Genomic DNA, 15,111 nt, shown 5'->3' on the forward strand with positions numbered 1-15,111 from the left:
AGGTCGGGTCTAGTCGCTCGACCCCCGAGGGCGCACACCGAGCTGCACCGCAAGGTGTGCCTCGATGAGCTCCTGACGGAATCGTTCGACGTCGCGGGCCCACGCCTGGGCGAGTTTGCCGTCAAAGAGCTTCACGCCGACGCCCTTCCGACGTCGCGGAACCCCCGCGAGTTCTCCGAGCGCCGGAGCGCTCTCCCACTTCTCGTGTTCGGCGCCGTTGTTGGCGGGGTAGATCTTCTCGATGTCGGCGAGTGCCATCAGCAGCGTCCCCTGCTGCAACGTGGTCTCGGTCAGTTCGACTCCGACGTGTCGCCGCGCCGCGTACACCTGGACAATCGAGAACAGCGTGATGATTGCGCCGAGGACCGAGATCCACAACCAATGCACACGGCCGGGGCCGGCGATGTCCACCGCGAGCACGGCGCCTGCTAGCACAGGGCCGATCGCCACGACCCACCAGCTACCGCCCTCCTCGACGAACAACGTCTCGCCGCGGTCCTCCAGCTCCGGGATCGGGTGCGCTCGGTGGGCGGCGTCGGTGTCGGTCTCTTGCGCGGCCGCGTTGTCTTCCTCCGCATCGGCGGATTCTTCTGCTTCGGCGGATTCGTCGGCGCCATCGAAGTCTCCGGCGTCGTCGAGCGCTTCTGCGTCGTCGGATGCTTCGGCGCCGGCAGTTCCTCCCGCGTCAGCGGATTCGTCGGGGTTGTCGTCGAGCGTCTCGCCATCGGCGGGCGCGGTGCTGCCACCGACGCCACGGGCAGACTCGACGCCGCTGTCTGAGGACTCCGCGCTGCCGCTTGGGATTTCTGGGCTGCCACCGGCGGGATCGTCAGCGGCAGAGGTCACGCTATGTCCCGTTTCCGGTCCTGCTTGTTTCGCACAGATGCCGAGTTTTTGTCACCCGATCGCTTCTCGACGGGTCTCGTCTTGCCTCCCGGCCTGCTCTTCCCGTTCGCGGCGCGACCCTTGCCGCCCGCTTTGCCCTTGCCCGACGTCGACTTCTCCGGGCACTCGGGTGGGCTGCCCGCGTTGAACCAGGCGTCGGCCTCCGGGCGGTAGGCGAGCAACGATCCGAAGAGTCCGATGACCGCGGCGAGCAGGGTGAACGCGAGGGCGGGATAACCGAAGCTGAGGAACACCAGCATGATCACAACGACGAGCGTCAGCGCCGCCAACGATGAGCGCCAGCGAGCATCCCCGACGTAGGCCTTGCTGCCGAGCAGCACGTACGCCACACCGACGGCGATCACGATGATCCCGATTCCGATCGGAAGCAGCGTCGGGGCGTCGGCAAAGATGCCTGCCACGATGTAGCCGACACCGAGCAGTCCCAACAGAACGCCGGACGCGATCCAGCATCGGTACGCCCAGGTCACCATTTTCGGGCGTTTACTTGCGTCAGGAAGGGTCACTGCTTTGCTTTCTGTCTGTCGACGGCTCGCTGCGGGGCGTCGACTCGTTCTCGTGGCTGTGGAGACCCGCCTCGTCGGGTCGGTCCCCTTCTCCGGAAGCGTAGTCGCCACCGACTGTTCCCGACGGCGTGCCGACGGTATTCGGATCTTTCTGCAGCGATCCGGTCTGGGGTGTTGCTTTTTGGGGTGATGCCGACTCGCCGGTCGTCGGAGGCTGCCAGCCCCGGCGTCGCGCCTCGTCTTCCCACGACGTCGGCGAGCCCTGGGCGTAGGGGGCGTTGTCGGGGTACTGACCGCCGGCGGGAGGTTGCTGGTCGGGTGCCTGTCCGTAGGACTGCGGGTATGGCGTGTAAGGCGGTGGCGACTGCTGGTACGGCGGGGTCTGCGGGTACGGCGGGGCCTGCGGATACTGGGGCGGGTAGCCGGGAGGGGCGGGGTACCCGAACGGTGTGGGTTGCGGTCTGCGGTAGGCGGCCATCGCGCGGCAGTAGGCGTCGGACTCGCGTCTCAGGAGGAGGATGGTCGCACCGAGCGCGGCGATGCCGCCGATGATCAGCGGGATTCCGATCCACCAGGGATCGACACCTGCGATCAGCGAGAAGGCCATGTCGATGAGGACGAAGACTCCCATCGCGCCGAGCAGCACCCGCGCCCAGTTGTATCCCTTGCGCACAAACCAGACGAAGGTCAACGAGATCGCGGACAGCACAACCGCGGTGATCACCGTAATCGCGATCAGGAAGCCCGAGGACGTCATGAGATCTACCTCTGCGCGCGGGGTATCGGCGGGGAGGTCGGAGGCTCGCTGGTTCATCGTGTCGCGCAGGGTCGGATACTGCGCGACGGCCGTCACGATCCTGGCGATGACCACGACAATCCACAGCTCACACGCGATGGCCACGGAGTCGGGCAGCTTCGGGCGCTCGCGCTGCCCGTCTGCCTGCGCGGACGCGGGGTCGCGACGCGGATCGAGAAATTGCGACATAGCTCCAGCGTAGTGAACGCAGCTTGGTGCGCGATGAGGACCTGCGCCGCGCGACTACGTACACAACTTCGACGTCAGCGCGAGCCACGACAATAATTGTCGCGGCGGCCCGCTGGCGTCACGATTGTGTACGGACCTCGAGCCGCAACGAGTGCCGATCGCGGTACGAGGTGGTCGCGACTCGGGTCCTCGCTCCGCTCGGGCCCGCTCGACCAGCGGGAGTGGCCGTCCCGCCCGACCACGGAACCGCGAGTGGTCTCGACTCGGGTCCTCGCTGCGCTCGGGCCCGCTCGACCAGCGGGAGGGGCCGCCCCGCCCAACCACGGAACCGCGAGTGGTCTCGACTCGGGACCTCGCTCCGCTCGGGCCCGCTCGACCAGCGGAAGGGGCCGCAACGAGTGCCGCTCGCGGTACGAGGTGGTCTCGACTCGGGTCCTCGCTGCGCTCGGGTCCGCTCGACCAGCGGAAGGGGCCGCCCCGCCCAACCACGGAGTTGCGAGTGGTCTCGACTCGGGTCCTCGCTCCGCTCGGGCCCGCTCGACCAACGGGAGAGGCAGCCTCGCTCGACCAGCGGGAGGGCCCGACCAGCGGTAAGGCGGCCTAGGCCAGCTTGGCGGCGACCTCGGTCGCCCAGTACGTCAGGATGATCGAGGCGCCTGCGCGTTTGATCGAGGTCAGAGACTCGAGGATGGCGGCGTCGCGGTCGATCCAGCCACGCTCGGCGGCGGCGGTGATCATCGAGTACTCGCCCGAGATCTGGTAGGCCGCGACGGGAACGTCAGAGATCTCGGCGACGTCGCGGACGATGTCGAGGTAGCTCATGGCGGGCTTGACCATCACGATGTCGGCGCCCTCGTCGAGGTCGAGACGCACCTCACGAAGAGCCTCGGTGCGGTTGGCCGAATCCTGTTGGTAGGTGCGACGATCGCCCTGCAGCGAGGACCCGACAGCCTCGCGGAACGGACCGTAGAACGCGGACGCGTACTTGGCCGAGTACGCGAGAATCCCTGTGTCGGTGAGGCCTTCGGCGTCGAGCGCGGCACGAATCTCGGCGACCTGACCGTCCATCATTCCCGACGGACCCAGAAGGTGCGCACCGGCGCGGGCCTGCGCGAGTGACATCGACACGTAGCGTTCGAGTGTCGCGTCGTTGTCGACACGGCCGTCGTCGGAGAGCACCCCGCAGTGCCCGTGGTCGGTGAACTCGTCGAGACAGGTGTCGGCCATGAGCACGGTCGACTCGCCGAGATCGTCTGCGAGAACACGCAATCCGCGATTCAGGATGCCGTCGGGATCATCGGCGCCGGACCCTACGGCGTCCTTGTCCTCGGCCTCGGGAACACCGAAGAGCATCAACCCGCCGACGCCTGCACGCACGGCTTCGTCGGCCGCTTTGCGCAGCGAGTCGAGAGTGTGCTGCACGACGCCGGGCATCGACCCGATCGGACGCGGATCGTCGATGCCGTCGGCGACGAACATCGGCAGCACGAGATCGGCTGGGCGCAGCGCGTTTTGCGCCACCAGCCGACGCATCGCCGGCGTGGTGCGCAATCTGCGGGGTCGAATAACCGGTGTCATACGCCCCACCTCTACGACCGCGACCGCCGCGACTTCTTGCGCGGAGGAGGCAGTGCGCCCTCGGCCCGCAGGCGAGCGGCATGCTCGGCGAGGGCGTCGACCAGTTCGGTCACCGACGCCGACTCCGGCTGAACGTCGACGCGCAGTCCGAATTCGGTTGCGGTCTCGGCAGTCTTGGGGCCGATACACGCAACGATGGTGCGCGCGTGCGGCTTTCCGGCGATGCCGACGAGGTTGCGGACCGTCGAGCTCGAGGTGAAGCAGACGGCGTCGAATCCGCCGGTCTTGATCATCTCGCGCGTCTCGGCGGGCGGCGGAGCGGCTCGCACGGTGCGGTACGCGGTGACGTCGTCGATCTCCCAACCGCGATCACGCAGGCCCTCCGAGAGGGTCTCGGTGGCAATATCGGCGCGCGGCAACAGGATTCGGTCGACCGGGTCGAAGACGTCGTCATACGGCGGGAAGTCTTCGAGGAGTCCGAGGCTCGACTGCTCGCCGGACGGAACCAACTCGGGGTTGATGCCGAACGTGCGCACCTTCTCGGCAGTCGCCTCGCCGACGCAGGCGATCTTCACGCCGGAGAATGCGCGGGCGTCGAGTCCGAACTCGGCGAACTTCTCCCACACTGCACGCACCGCGTTGGTCGAGGTGAACACGACCCACTGGTAGCGACCGTCGACGAGCCCCTTGACGGCGCGCTCCATCTGCGCGGGGCTGCGGGGCGGCTCGACCGCGATGGTCGGGACTTCCTTGGGCACCGCGCCGTGGCTGACGAGGCGCTCACTCATGTCGCCCGCCTGGTCCTTGGTGCGGGGCACCAGCACGGTCCAGCCGTACAGTGCACGCGACTCCCACCAGGAGAGCTTGCCGCGCTGGCTGACGACCTTGCCGATGGTGAGGATCAGCGGTCCGCTCAGCGCGTTGCCCTGCTCGTTGAGAGTGGCCAGCGTCGCCTCGATGGTGCGCTGTGCGCAGGTGGTGCCGTTGATCGTGATCGCAACGGGTGTCTGCGGGGCGAGTCCGTGCTCGGTCAGTGCGCTGGCGGTCTCGGCCAGATGACCCGACGTCGCGTGCAGCACCAGCGGTCCCGGTGCCGCGGCGAGCGCAGCCCAGTCGACGCCTTCGGCGCGGACGTCGGCCTCGGTGTGGCTCGAACCCAGCGGCATGCCCGCGTAGCTCGGCACCACGGATGCCGCAGGCAGTCCTGGCAACACCTCGAAGGCGACCGAGGTACGCGAGACGGCGTTGACCTCGGACAGCACCGAATCGGTGGTCAGCGGATCACCGGAGACGACGCGGACGACGTCGTCGCCCTCCTTGGCGGCGGCTACCAGCGTGCGCGCGACCTCTGCGGGATCGCCGAGTGCGGGATGGACGATCTGGTCCTGCTCCTCGACGATGTCTTCGGCGGGAGTCGACGTGTCGTCTGACTCGGTCTCGTCGGTGGCCTGGTCGGCCTTCTTCGTGTCGTTCTTGGTGCTCTTACGCGCGGATTCTGCGGGCTCCTGCCGATGGGCGGAGCCGATCATCGCCACGACGGCTGCTGGAACGTCGGGATCGATGAAGGCGGTGGTCGCGTTCGCGATCACTGTCCGCGCACGCACGGTCAGCAGGTCGGGATCGCCGGGACCCGATCCCACGAAGAGGATTCGACCCGGATTGGCCTTCTTCGTACGGCTCATGCGTTCGCACTCTCCTGCCCTCGTTGAGAGGGCTGCAGTTCTTCTCTGCTGCTCAGGAGTTGACGAGTTCGCCCGCTCCCAGATCCAGCAGTTCGGCGGCGAGGCCTCGTCCGAGTTGTTCGGCGTTGTCGACCGGACCCACCACCGAAGCGCGGATCACGTCGGATCCGTCCTCGGCCGCCACCGCCGCGCGTAGCGACAGTTCAGCGAAGATGCGCCCGTCCTCATCGATCGACTCGACCACTTCAGCTATCGCACCGACCGGCGCGGTACATCCGGCTTCGAGAGCCGCCAATACCGCACGCTCGGCGTCGACCGCCACGCGGGTGGCCTCGTCGTCCAACTCGGCGAGAATTCTCACCAGTTCGGCATCGTCGGAGCGGCACTCAACTGCCAGTGCACCCTGCGCCGGTGCTGGTAACAGCACCACGGGATCGAACGCTTCGGTGACCTCTTCGGCCCTGCCGATGCGGACGAGTCCGGCACGGGCGACAACGACTGCGTCGAGTTCGCCGCCGGCGACTTTGCCCAACCGAGAATCTAGGTTGCCTCTTAGGGGGCGGATTTCCAAACCGAGACCCAATGCTTTAAGCTGTGCGGCCCTTCGCGGGGAGGACGTGCCGATCGTCGCACCCGGAGGCAGCGCTCCGAGCACCAAGTTACCGCTGCTGACCAGCGCATCTCGTGGATCTTCCCTGGGTGGGACCGCCGCTATCCGCAGGCCTGGATCGGGTGCTGTCGGCAGATCTTTGTAGGAGTGGACGGCGACGTCGATCTCGCCCGCATGCAACGCGTTGCGAATGGCCGTCGTGAACACTCCGACGCCGATCTCGGCGACCGGAGCCGCCGACGCGTCGCCGGCCGTCTTGATGATAACCAGCTCCGCGGGGTGCCCGTTGGCGGTCAGAGCGTCGGCGATGGTCTGCGATTGGGTACGGGCGAGCAGCGAGCCGCGCGTACCGATGCGAATAGGGTTCAACGCTCTCCCTGATCGGCCGACTTCTCGCGGACGCCATGCTTGTCGCCCAGACCGCTCTCCGGTGCTGAGACGGCCTCGGCTGCGCCGGGCTTGAGCTCGAAGAGTTCGCGTAACGCCTCGGCGTAGTGGTCGCCGTTGGGCGTCGAAGCGAGTTGTTTGACCCGGACCGTGGGGGCATGCAGCAGTTTGTCGACGACGCGTCGAACCGTCTTGGCGACCTCATCGCGCTGAGCGCCCTCGAGGTCGGGCAGGCGGGTCTCGAGCCGGAGAATCTCTGCCTCGACGACGTCGGCTGCGCGTTGACGCAGAGCTGCGACGGTCGGCGTGACCTCTGCCTGACGCTGGAGGGTCAGGTAGTCGGCGAGCTCTCCGCCGACGATCGAGCGAGCCGCGGCCGTGTCGTCGTGAGCGGCCTGTGCCTCGGAATCGCCGCGCAGGCTCTCGATGTCGATGACGTGGACGCCGGGTAGGCGCGCGGCGGCGGGGTCGACGTTGCGGGGCAGCCCGAGGTCGCAGATGATCAGCGGCTGCACAGCGGTACGGGCGGCGAGTGCCGAATGCACCTCGCCGACGCCGACGACGGTCCCGATCGAGCCGGTACATGCGACAACGACGTCTGCGGACGCCATCACGGCAGGCAGGTCGTCGAATCCGACGCCGCGCACGGCGACACCGGGATGATTGGCCGCGATATTGCCTGCGAGGTGCTCTGCGTTGGCGACGGTCCGGTTGACCACGACGAGCTCGCGAACGCCCTCACGGGCCAGCTGGGCGGTCGCAAGACCCCCCATGGCGCCCGCGCCGATCACAACGGCCCTGCGCAGCGACTGCTCGGGATCGGTCTCGGGCGCCGCCGTCTTCAGCAGATACTGGGCGCGATGCAGCGCGACCGACACGACCGACGCCCCCGCGCGGTCGATTCCGGTCTCGGAGTGCACCCGCTTGCCGACGCGCAACGCGTGCTGAGCGAGCTCGTGCAGGGTGCGGCCGGTGGTCTTGTTGGCGTCGGCGTCGAGGTAGGCGTTACGGATCTGACCGAGGATCTGCTGCTCGCCGACGACGATCGAGTCGAGGCCTGCGGCAACGGTGAATAGATGCTCGACGGCGGCCTCGGAGTAGCGGACGTAGGCGTGTCGGGTGAGGTCGTTGATGGAAAGCCCGGAATGATCGCCGAGCACGTCACCAACGGCTTCGAGTGCGGGGTGGAATGCGTCGACGACGGCGTAGATCTCGACGCGATTGCAGGTCGAGACGAGCATGGCCTCGGAGATCGCACGCGACGACAGCAGGTCGTCGACGAGCTTGGACCGGTCGTGGTCGGACACCGCGAGTCGCTCCAGAACGTCGACGGGTGCGCTCCGATGGCTGATTCCGAACAGCAGAACACTCACCGCGTCACCGTCTCCATCGCAGATCTCGCACTGATCATCCCTGACCCACACTCCGTATGTCTGTTCTGGGGACGCCTCGTTCCGCGACGCCAACCCCTGGCAGTTGCTCAACGGCCAGCTCGGCGACGGGCCTCGTGGTCTCGAGCGGCACGTCCTCAGGCAGGTTGACATGGCCCTGCTGCCCGTCTTCCCCGACAGACAACAGGGTGCGTGACGCGTGGAACGTCAGCACCTGCAACTCCAAGGCTAGATCAACCTGTCTGACGACGACATCGGAGTCCGTGGACAACGTTGCGGCGGTCACGTTCAGCAGTTGCCGGATTCCCGCCGCGATCAACGCGTCGGCCGCGCGTTGTGCCTTGTCAGGGCCGGTGGCGATCACGCCGATGTCGACCGCGCCGATCGTCGGATCGCTTGCAAGTGATGCCAGGCGCGCGCACGGGGAGACCACAACGTCGTCGACGACGGTCCCGACGATGTCCGGATCGTCGTCGAACATCGCGACGACCCGGAACGTCCGGTCGGTGGCTGTGTGCGCGACGAGCAGACGGCCGAGGGTGCCTGCGCCGACGAGCACGACGGTGTGGACGGTGTCGGTGTGCAGAGCGAGCGCGATGCGGGCGGTGAGGCGTCCGACGTCGTATCCGACGCCGCGGACGCCGTTGGCGCCGACGTGGGACAGGTCTTTGCGAAGCATGGCGGGATTGACTCCCGCTGCGGTCGCCAATTGGCCGCTGGAGGCGACCAGGATGCCCCGCTGACCCAACGAGCGCAGAACGTGGAGGTAGGTGGCCAGGCGGGTCACCGACGGCTCGGGGATGCGATCAGACGCCGACCCGATAGCCATTGCGCAAACTCACTTTCGACTGTCCCGACCGAGTCATCAGCGTAATACGCGGCCTTCGACGCACGGCACGCGACCCGCGGCGGGCGCTCAGGGTTTCGCGGGTGTCGAGGTCGGCGCTCAGGGTTCGCGGGACCTTCAGGGTTTGGCGGCGGCGAGGTCGGCGCGCAGCCGCGGCTCGTCGACTTCCCAGTAGCTGTGCTCTTCGCCGTCGAGCAGGACTACGGGCAGACGGTCGCCGTACTCGGCGCGAAGCTCGGCGTCGCCGGAGGTCGCGGCGACGTCGACGTCGACGATGTCGAACTCGACGGACAGCTCGCCGCAGATCCGATCGAGGTCGGCGCGGGCGGCCTCGCAGGCCGAGCAGCCGTCGCGAGTGAGCAGCGTGATGGACATCGAACGAACTCCTTCGACGTTGGTGCCAGGACAGTCTGACACCATGACTACTCTGTTGGTGAGCAGGCCTGAGCGAGGGCGGCATTCGTGAGTGGTTGTGCATTCGTGAGAGGTGGAGGGTGGGCGTGACCTCTGAGGGCGAGGAGCCGAACAACGAGGTTCCCGATTCCGGGTCCGAGGTGTCCGACGTCGGCGGCACTCCGTCGGAGAGCGCTAGGCCAGAGAGCACCAGGCCGGAGAGCACCACGCCAGACGACGCTCCGTCGGGCACCGCCGACGAGCTGGCGGTACGACCGGCACCCAGCGGCGAAGACTGGGAATCACACGCCGACGACGTCGACAGCTCCGGCGGCGACGATGACGACGAGATCCTTGCGGTAGAGGACGACGACGAATCCGGGCGTGTCACGACCTGGATCTCCGAACGGGCCACCGCGGCCACCGGACGCTTCCGGCAGACCGCGCAGGAACTGCGACAGGCCCTCGCGGGCGAGGCGTCGGCGCAGGCGGCAGTCGACTCGCTGCGCGCCCGCTCACCGAGCGAGTCCGACGTCGCCGTCGACCTCACCGCCGCGGCATTCTTCGACGTCGACAACACCCTGGTCCAGGGAGCGTCGATCGTGCACTTTGCACGCGGACTCGCTGCGCGCAAGTACTTCTCGTACTCCGACATCTTCGACTTCGCGTGGACGCAGGCCAAGTTCCGCATCACGGGCAAGGAGAACGCCCAAGACGTCGCGGAGGGTCGCGAAAAGGCGTTGTCGTTCATCGCGGGTCGCGAGACGGCCGAGCTCGCCAGACTCGGCGAGGAGATCTACGACGAGTACATCGCCGACAAGATCTGGCCTGGCACAAGGGCTTTGGCGCAGCGCCATCTCGACGCCGGCCAGCAGGTATGGCTCGTCACCGCGACTCCGGTGGAGCTGGCGCAGACCATCGCCGACCATCTGGGCCTCACCGGTGCACTCGGCACCGTCGCCGAGAGTGTCGACGGCAAGTTCACCGGTCGGCTCGTCGGCGACATCCTGCACGGCCCCGGCAAGGCACATGCCGTGCGCGCGTTGGCAATTCGCGAGGGGCTGAACCTCAAGCGGTGCACCGCGTACTCGGACTCACACAACGACGTCCCGATGCTGTCCCTGGTCGGGCGCGCCGTCGCGATCAACCCCGACGCCGACTTGCGCGACGTCGCGAAGGTGCGCGGCTGGGAGATGTACGACTTCCGCACCGCCCGCAAGGCCGCGAAGTACGGGGCGTCGACCGCCCTGGTCGTCGGGGCCGCCGGCGCCGCCGGCGCCGCCGGCGCGGGCGCCGTGAAGCTGTTGCGCAACAAGGGCTGACGCGGGGGGTCGGGTCGTCGGGCTTCGGACTTCGGGCTTCGGATTTCGGCGCGCGCTGGCGGAAAGTAGGGGAAGGATTCTTCCCCTGGAAACCTCCCGCAGGCCGGGTCGTCGAAAGTAGGGGAAAGAATCTTTCCGGCACTTCCTTACCCCTCCCCCGGAAGCTTCGCGGGGACGAGCACGAAACCCGAGGAAAGAACCCTTCCCCCAGAAACTTCGCGCCAGCAGCTCCCGAAACAGCCTGCCGGACCGTCGAAGCGACCGCCAAAAGTAGGGGAAAGAATCCTTCCGCCACTTCCTTACCCCTCCCCCGGAAACTTCGCGGGGACGAGGACGAAACCCGAGGAAAGAACCTTTCCCCTAGAAACCTCCGCCCGCCCGACAGCAGAAACTAGCGGAAGGACCCTTCCCCTAGAAACCTCCCGCGGGCCGGGCGGCCAAACCTCGAACCGCCGGCCCGCCGACCTCAGAGCGCCGCGACGGGGCTCGACGGGTCGATGAGCACCTTGGCGTGGTGCTCCGCGCCGCCGAGGATCTCGAAAACGTCTGCGACGGCGTCGAATCCGACGATGCCGGTGACCAGCGGCGTCACGTCGACCTTGCCGTCGGCGATGAGGTGCAGCGCGGTGCGGAACTCGGCGGGGTCGTAGTAGATCACGAAGCGCAGGTCGACCTCTTTGTTGATCGCCATCGCGGGCCGGAAGCGGTCGGACTCCATGCACACGCCGACCACGACGATGCGCGTCCGCAGCGGAACGCCCGACACGATGTTCTCGATCATTCCGGGTACGCCGACGCACTCGAAGACGACCGGCCCCTTCGGGGTGGCGCCGACCTTGTCGCCGAGTTCGATTGCCTTCCACCACGGCAGGCCGGGGACGCGGCGCAGGATGTGCATGGCGTCGAATGCGGTGCCGAGCAATTGGCCTGTGCGCGTGAGGTATTTGCCCTTCTTGGCGGCGATGTCCCACGGGGAGTCGACAGTCGGGTCGACGACGATGTCGGCGCCGCAACGTCGGGCAAGATCTCGACGCCCCGCCGACAGGTCGGAGGCTATGACGGTCTTGACGCCCTTGGCCTTGAGAACCAGGATCACCGACAGTCCGATCGGTCCGCAGCCCACGACGACGGCGACGTCGCGCTTGCTCACGCCACCGCGGTTGACGGCGTGCACGGCCACCGACAACGGTTCGGTCAGCGCGGCGTGATCGAGGGGCACACCGTCGGGCACGGGCATCGTCATGTCCTCGGAGACGACGACGTACTCGGCGTAGGCGCCGGGGGCGTCGGCGCTGAGTCCGACGAGGTGCTCGGTCTCGCCGTGCCTGATGATCGGCAGAGCGGCGACCAGAGTTCCCGGCGCCCACTTCTTGCGACACTTGGGGCCGTACTCGGCGACCTCGCCGATGAACTCGTGGCCCATCACGACGTGATCGGTCGAGCGCATGAAGCGGTCGTAACCGACCTCGGCAGTGACGTCGGCGGTGTCGTCGCTGTGCGTGCGGGCGTGCAGATCAGAGCCGCAGATCCCGGTGCGCCGCACCTTCAACAACACCTGACCTGGGCCTGGCTGCGGCGTCTCGATCTCTTCGACGCTCAGCTTGCCCTCGTGACACACCACTGCCCGCATCGGCTTCCTCTCGTGCGATGTTCCAACACTCGTTGTAACGTTCTACCGCACAATACGCCGACGCTGTGACGCGGCTCGCCCGGCCGGCAAGACCGAGCCCAGCCAAAGACCGAGCCCAGCCAGCAAGACCGGACACGGTCAGCCGAAGTACACGCTCCCCCGACGGCTGAGCATGCGGAAGAGTGTCTGCTGGATCTCTTCGCGGACATGGTCGGTCAGGTCGAAGACGACCATGGGGTCGTCGGCCGACGACTCGTCGTAGCCACCCGTCTCGATGGGACGCCCGAAGTGGATGTGCCACTTCGACGGCAGCGGCACCAGGCCGAGCGGCCCGAGCAGCGGGAACGTCGGCGTGATGGGCAGGTACGGCAGCCCGAGGATCCGAGCGATCGGTTTGAGGTCGGCGAGCATCGGGTAGATCTCCTCCGACCCGACGATCGACACCGGGATGATCGGGCTGGCGTTGCGCAGGGCCGTCGTGACGAAGCCGCCGCGGCCGAAGCGCGCTAGCTTGTACCGGTCCTTGTAGAGCTTGCCGATCCCCTTGTAGCCCTCGGGCCACACCGCGGTGAGTTCGCCCGCCCGCAACAGGCGATCGGCATCGTTGGTGCATGCGAGCGTCGCGCCGATACGGCGAGCCACCTCGCTGACCGCGGGTGTGTCAAAAGCCATGTCGGCGGCGAGGATTCGCAGATACCGACCGGTCGGGTGATTGTCGTGGACGGCCAGACTGGTCATCAGCGCATCGATGGGCAACGCGCCCGCGTGGTTGGCGACGAGCAGGGCGCCACCGGTGAGCGGCAGGTTCTCCACGCCGGTCACCTCGACGCGGAACCACTTCTCGTACACCTGACGGATCGCGGGGAACCAGACCGACTCGGTGAAGTGCGGATCGAAGCCGAAGTCGTCGATCTCGTAGTCGCCGGTCATCCGCTCACGAATGAAACCTGCTGTGGCAGTAAGTGAATCAGCGACGGCGCCACGAATACCACCGAGACTGAACAACGGGCTGCGCGCGGGCCCACGCTGCTCGACGCCGAGGGCGTCTGTCTCGAGCGCGACGTCGTCGTTGATGGGGGTGACCGCAGCCGGCGGGCGACCGAAGCCGTCGGTGTTGGGGTGGCCGATGCTCGACGGCGCCGTTGCCTGCTGGCTCGGGTGGCGACCGCGGCCGCCGTCGCGCGTGACGCCCGACTGATCGCGACGCGACGCTTCGATGCCTGCCCTGGGGTTGCCCGCGCCGGAGCTTGCGTACAACTGGATCACCTTTGCCGTGCGTGCATCACCAGAAGACGTCACGTGATTCGACAAGGCGTTCCACCCCCAACGGGTATGACGCAGAAGAACTGGAGGGGGGGTGCCCGGTGTCGCTGCGTCGACGCACCGGGTCTGACGCCCGAGTTTACGGGTTCGTCCCTGATAGTGCACGTTGCTTCGACGTATTTGCATCGTCATTGATTGCGTCAAATTGCGGATTCAAATTGACGCCTAAAGCGGACACTCTGTGCGATTTAGGCGCCCATTTTCAGGCGAGACGATGAGCCGCCGATACGACTTGTCGCTCCGCTTTTCGCCAGGTATCCGGCGCGATCACCGGACTCACTCCGCTGCGCTCGACGAAGTCGTCGAGCGTCTCCGACGTCGAGAACCGCGGCGCGAATCGGAGTTCGGTGCGCATCCGCTTTGTGTCGAGAACCCTTCCGTACGTGAGGAATTCGGTCTGCGACGACCGCAGACGAGCCGAGCGCAGATTCTGCATCACCCCGGTGATCGGAGCGAGCAGACCACTCACCACAGGTAGTTCGACGTGTCCGACGCGTCGAATGGCCTGCGTCAACGTCACCACTCCGTCGCCCGCGATGTTGAAAGTTCCCGGCCGCCCACGCAGCGTCACGTGTTCCATTGCTGCGAGCGCGTCCTCTTCATGCAGAAATTGCAGACGTGGTTGATAGCCGATGACAGTCGGAACCACAGGGAGCGAAAGGTAAGAACTCATCCGCGTGTTGATTCGAGGACCGAGCATCGCCTGCAGTCGCATAGTCGTCACGTCGATGTCCTGGCGTCGTCGCGCAAGCCCGCGCACGTACCCCTCGACGTCGAGCATGTCGCGTCCGTAGCCGCGCCGCGGCTCACGCTTCGCGGGCGTCTCCTCGGTGAAATAGGCGGGGTCGCGGGGACTCGCACCGTAAACCATCGCCGTCGAACGCAGGATGAGCCGCTTGACCGAGGGGCTTCGCTGACACGCACCGCAGACCTGCATGGCACCGAGGAGATTGAACTCCTTGATGGCCGCCGAGTGCGGAGCGGTCTCCATGATCGACGTCGCGGCGTGCACGACGGTGTCGACCTGGTAGTGCGAGATCGCCTTGGCGATCGCGGGCCTGCGGATGTCGAGGCGCAGGAACTCTGCGCGCCCCATTCGTCGCATCAGGTCCTTGCGCGGCACCCGGGAGTCGACAGCGAGGACCCGCTCGACGTCGGGGTTGGCCGCCAGCGCGGCGACGAGATATCCACCGAGGAAGGTCGACGCCCCGGTGACCAGCACCGTGCGCGGAACCTGTTGGACGTCGGACTGAGAACCATCGGGCATGAAGGCAAGGCTAGCCCGACGAAAAAGAACCCGCACTCAGGCGGGTTCTTCGGCGCGCGGTCGAGGTGACCGCGAACAAGTCGGTGGAGCGAATCCGCGCCGGGTCTAATCGGCGCGAAGGCTCACTTACCGAGTTTGCGACGCTGCACGCGGGTACGACGCAGAAGCTTGCGGTGCTTCTTCTTCGACATGCGCTTGCGGCGCTTCTTGATCACTGAACCCATCGGGGCACTTCCTTACTCACACGGTCTCACGCGGTTTCACGGCACGCTGTCGTCGACACT

Annotated in this window: 14 protein-coding genes; 1 reads left to right on the top strand and 13 read right to left on the bottom strand. The window is 67.0% G+C overall.

What is annotated here, in order from left to right; all coding sequences use genetic code 11:
- Positions 1 to 9: 9 nt before the first annotated feature.
- The 9 genes from mce1N to GOSPT_RS07310 all read right to left on the bottom strand — a co-directional run bounded on the left by mce1N (position 10) and on the right by GOSPT_RS07310 (position 9,267).
- Positions 10 to 846 (bottom strand): transport-regulating membrane protein Mce1N, encoded by an 837-nt coding sequence (gene mce1N, locus GOSPT_RS07270; RefSeq protein ID WP_005204658.1) that lies wholly within the window; start codon positions 844 to 846, stop codon positions 10 to 12.
- Positions 843 to 1,379 (bottom strand): hypothetical protein, encoded by a 537-nt coding sequence (locus GOSPT_RS07275; RefSeq protein WP_005204660.1) that lies wholly within the window; start codon positions 1,377 to 1,379, stop codon positions 843 to 845. Before GOSPT_RS07275 ends, mce1N begins: the two co-directional genes overlap by 4 nt.
- Positions 1,380 to 1,398: 19 nt before the next feature.
- A complete protein-coding gene (locus tag GOSPT_RS07280) occupies positions 1,399 to 2,397 on the bottom strand; it encodes a hypothetical protein (protein WP_005204662.1) in 999 nt (332 codons plus the stop codon).
- A 600-nt stretch (positions 2,398 to 2,997) separates the two neighbouring features.
- Positions 2,998 to 3,975, bottom strand: coding sequence for a porphobilinogen synthase (gene hemB / locus GOSPT_RS07285; protein WP_005204663.1), 978 nt, complete (start codon positions 3,973 to 3,975; stop codon positions 2,998 to 3,000).
- 11 nt (positions 3,976 to 3,986) lie between these two features.
- Positions 3,987 to 5,657 (bottom strand): bifunctional uroporphyrinogen-III C-methyltransferase/uroporphyrinogen-III synthase, encoded by a 1,671-nt coding sequence (locus tag GOSPT_RS07290; protein ID WP_005204664.1) that lies wholly within the window; start codon positions 5,655 to 5,657, stop codon positions 3,987 to 3,989.
- 52 nt (positions 5,658 to 5,709) lie between these two features.
- On the bottom strand, positions 5,710 to 6,636 hold the full coding sequence (gene hemC, locus GOSPT_RS07295) for a hydroxymethylbilane synthase (protein ID WP_005204665.1): 927 nt from the start codon (positions 6,634 to 6,636) through the stop codon (positions 5,710 to 5,712).
- Positions 6,633 to 8,027: a glutamyl-tRNA reductase gene (locus tag GOSPT_RS07300; protein WP_005204666.1), complete on the bottom strand. Its 1,395-nt coding sequence runs from the start codon at positions 8,025 to 8,027 to the stop codon at positions 6,633 to 6,635. The genes hemC and GOSPT_RS07300 overlap by 4 nt, the downstream gene beginning before the upstream one ends.
- A gap of 34 nt (positions 8,028 to 8,061) precedes the next feature.
- Positions 8,062 to 8,874 (bottom strand): redox-sensing transcriptional repressor Rex, encoded by an 813-nt coding sequence (locus GOSPT_RS07305; RefSeq protein WP_005204667.1) that lies wholly within the window; start codon positions 8,872 to 8,874, stop codon positions 8,062 to 8,064.
- Between the two features lie 135 nt (positions 8,875 to 9,009).
- Positions 9,010 to 9,267, bottom strand: a complete 258-nt coding sequence (locus GOSPT_RS07310; RefSeq protein WP_005204670.1) for a glutaredoxin family protein — start codon at positions 9,265 to 9,267, stop codon at positions 9,010 to 9,012.
- Between the two features lie 281 nt (positions 9,268 to 9,548).
- Between GOSPT_RS07310 and GOSPT_RS07315 the strand changes: the two genes are divergently transcribed.
- Complete coding sequence (locus GOSPT_RS07315) at positions 9,549 to 10,607, top strand: HAD family hydrolase (protein WP_085941919.1); 1,059 nt, start codon at positions 9,549 to 9,551, stop codon at positions 10,605 to 10,607.
- 466 nt (positions 10,608 to 11,073) lie between these two features.
- Here GOSPT_RS07315 and GOSPT_RS07320 read toward each other — a convergent pair whose 3' ends face one another.
- The 4 genes from GOSPT_RS07320 to GOSPT_RS23100 all read right to left on the bottom strand — a co-directional run bounded on the left by GOSPT_RS07320 (position 11,074) and on the right by GOSPT_RS23100 (position 15,051).
- A complete protein-coding gene (locus tag GOSPT_RS07320) occupies positions 11,074 to 12,237 on the bottom strand; it encodes a zinc-binding dehydrogenase (protein ID WP_005204675.1) in 1,164 nt (387 codons plus the stop codon).
- A 138-nt stretch (positions 12,238 to 12,375) separates the two neighbouring features.
- Entirely contained in the window at positions 12,376 to 13,548 is a 1,173-nt protein-coding gene (locus GOSPT_RS07325) for a lysophospholipid acyltransferase family protein (protein WP_005204677.1), read from the bottom strand.
- A 214-nt stretch (positions 13,549 to 13,762) separates the two neighbouring features.
- The gene (locus GOSPT_RS07330) at positions 13,763 to 14,827 is read right to left on the bottom strand and encodes an NAD-dependent epimerase/dehydratase family protein (protein WP_005204679.1); all 1,065 of its coding nucleotides are present in this window, start codon (positions 14,825 to 14,827) and stop codon (positions 13,763 to 13,765) included.
- Positions 14,828 to 14,949: 122 nt separating this feature from the next.
- Positions 14,950 to 15,051: a 30S ribosomal protein bS22 gene (locus GOSPT_RS23100; protein ID WP_003402602.1), complete on the bottom strand. Its 102-nt coding sequence runs from the start codon at positions 15,049 to 15,051 to the stop codon at positions 14,950 to 14,952.
- Between the last annotated feature and the right edge of the window lie 60 nt (positions 15,052 to 15,111).

It is taken from the genome of Gordonia sputi NBRC 100414 (assembly GCF_000248055.1).
GTDB classification, from domain to species: domain Bacteria; phylum Actinomycetota; class Actinomycetes; order Mycobacteriales; family Mycobacteriaceae; genus Gordonia; species Gordonia sputi.

Bases quoted from the DNA above. Each gene is read 5' to 3' on its own strand.
- GOSPT_RS07280 (WP_005204662.1), bottom strand. From the start codon at position 2,397: ATGTCGCAATTTCTCGATCCGCGTCGCGACCCCGCGTCCGCGCAGGCA.
- GOSPT_RS07290 (WP_005204664.1), bottom strand. From the start codon at position 5,657: ATGAGCCGTACGAAGAAGGCCAATCCGGGTCGAATCCTCTTCGTGGGA.
- GOSPT_RS07330 (WP_005204679.1), bottom strand. From the start codon at position 14,827: ATGCCCGATGGTTCTCAGTCCGACGTCCAACAGGTTCCGCGCACGGTG.
- GOSPT_RS07310 (WP_005204670.1), bottom strand. From the start codon at position 9,267: ATGTCCATCACGCTGCTCACTCGCGACGGCTGCTCGGCCTGCGAGGCC.
- GOSPT_RS23100 (WP_003402602.1), bottom strand. From the start codon at position 15,051: ATGGGTTCAGTGATCAAGAAGCGCCGCAAGCGCATGTCGAAGAAGAAG.
- hemB (WP_005204663.1), bottom strand. From the start codon at position 3,975: ATGACACCGGTTATTCGACCCCGCAGATTGCGCACCACGCCGGCGATG.
- GOSPT_RS07320 (WP_005204675.1), bottom strand. From the start codon at position 12,237: ATGCGGGCAGTGGTGTGTCACGAGGGCAAGCTGAGCGTCGAAGAGATC.
- GOSPT_RS07275 (WP_005204660.1), bottom strand. From the start codon at position 1,379: ATGGTGACCTGGGCGTACCGATGCTGGATCGCGTCCGGCGTTCTGTTG.
- GOSPT_RS07305 (WP_005204667.1), bottom strand. From the start codon at position 8,874: ATGGCTATCGGGTCGGCGTCTGATCGCATCCCCGAGCCGTCGGTGACC.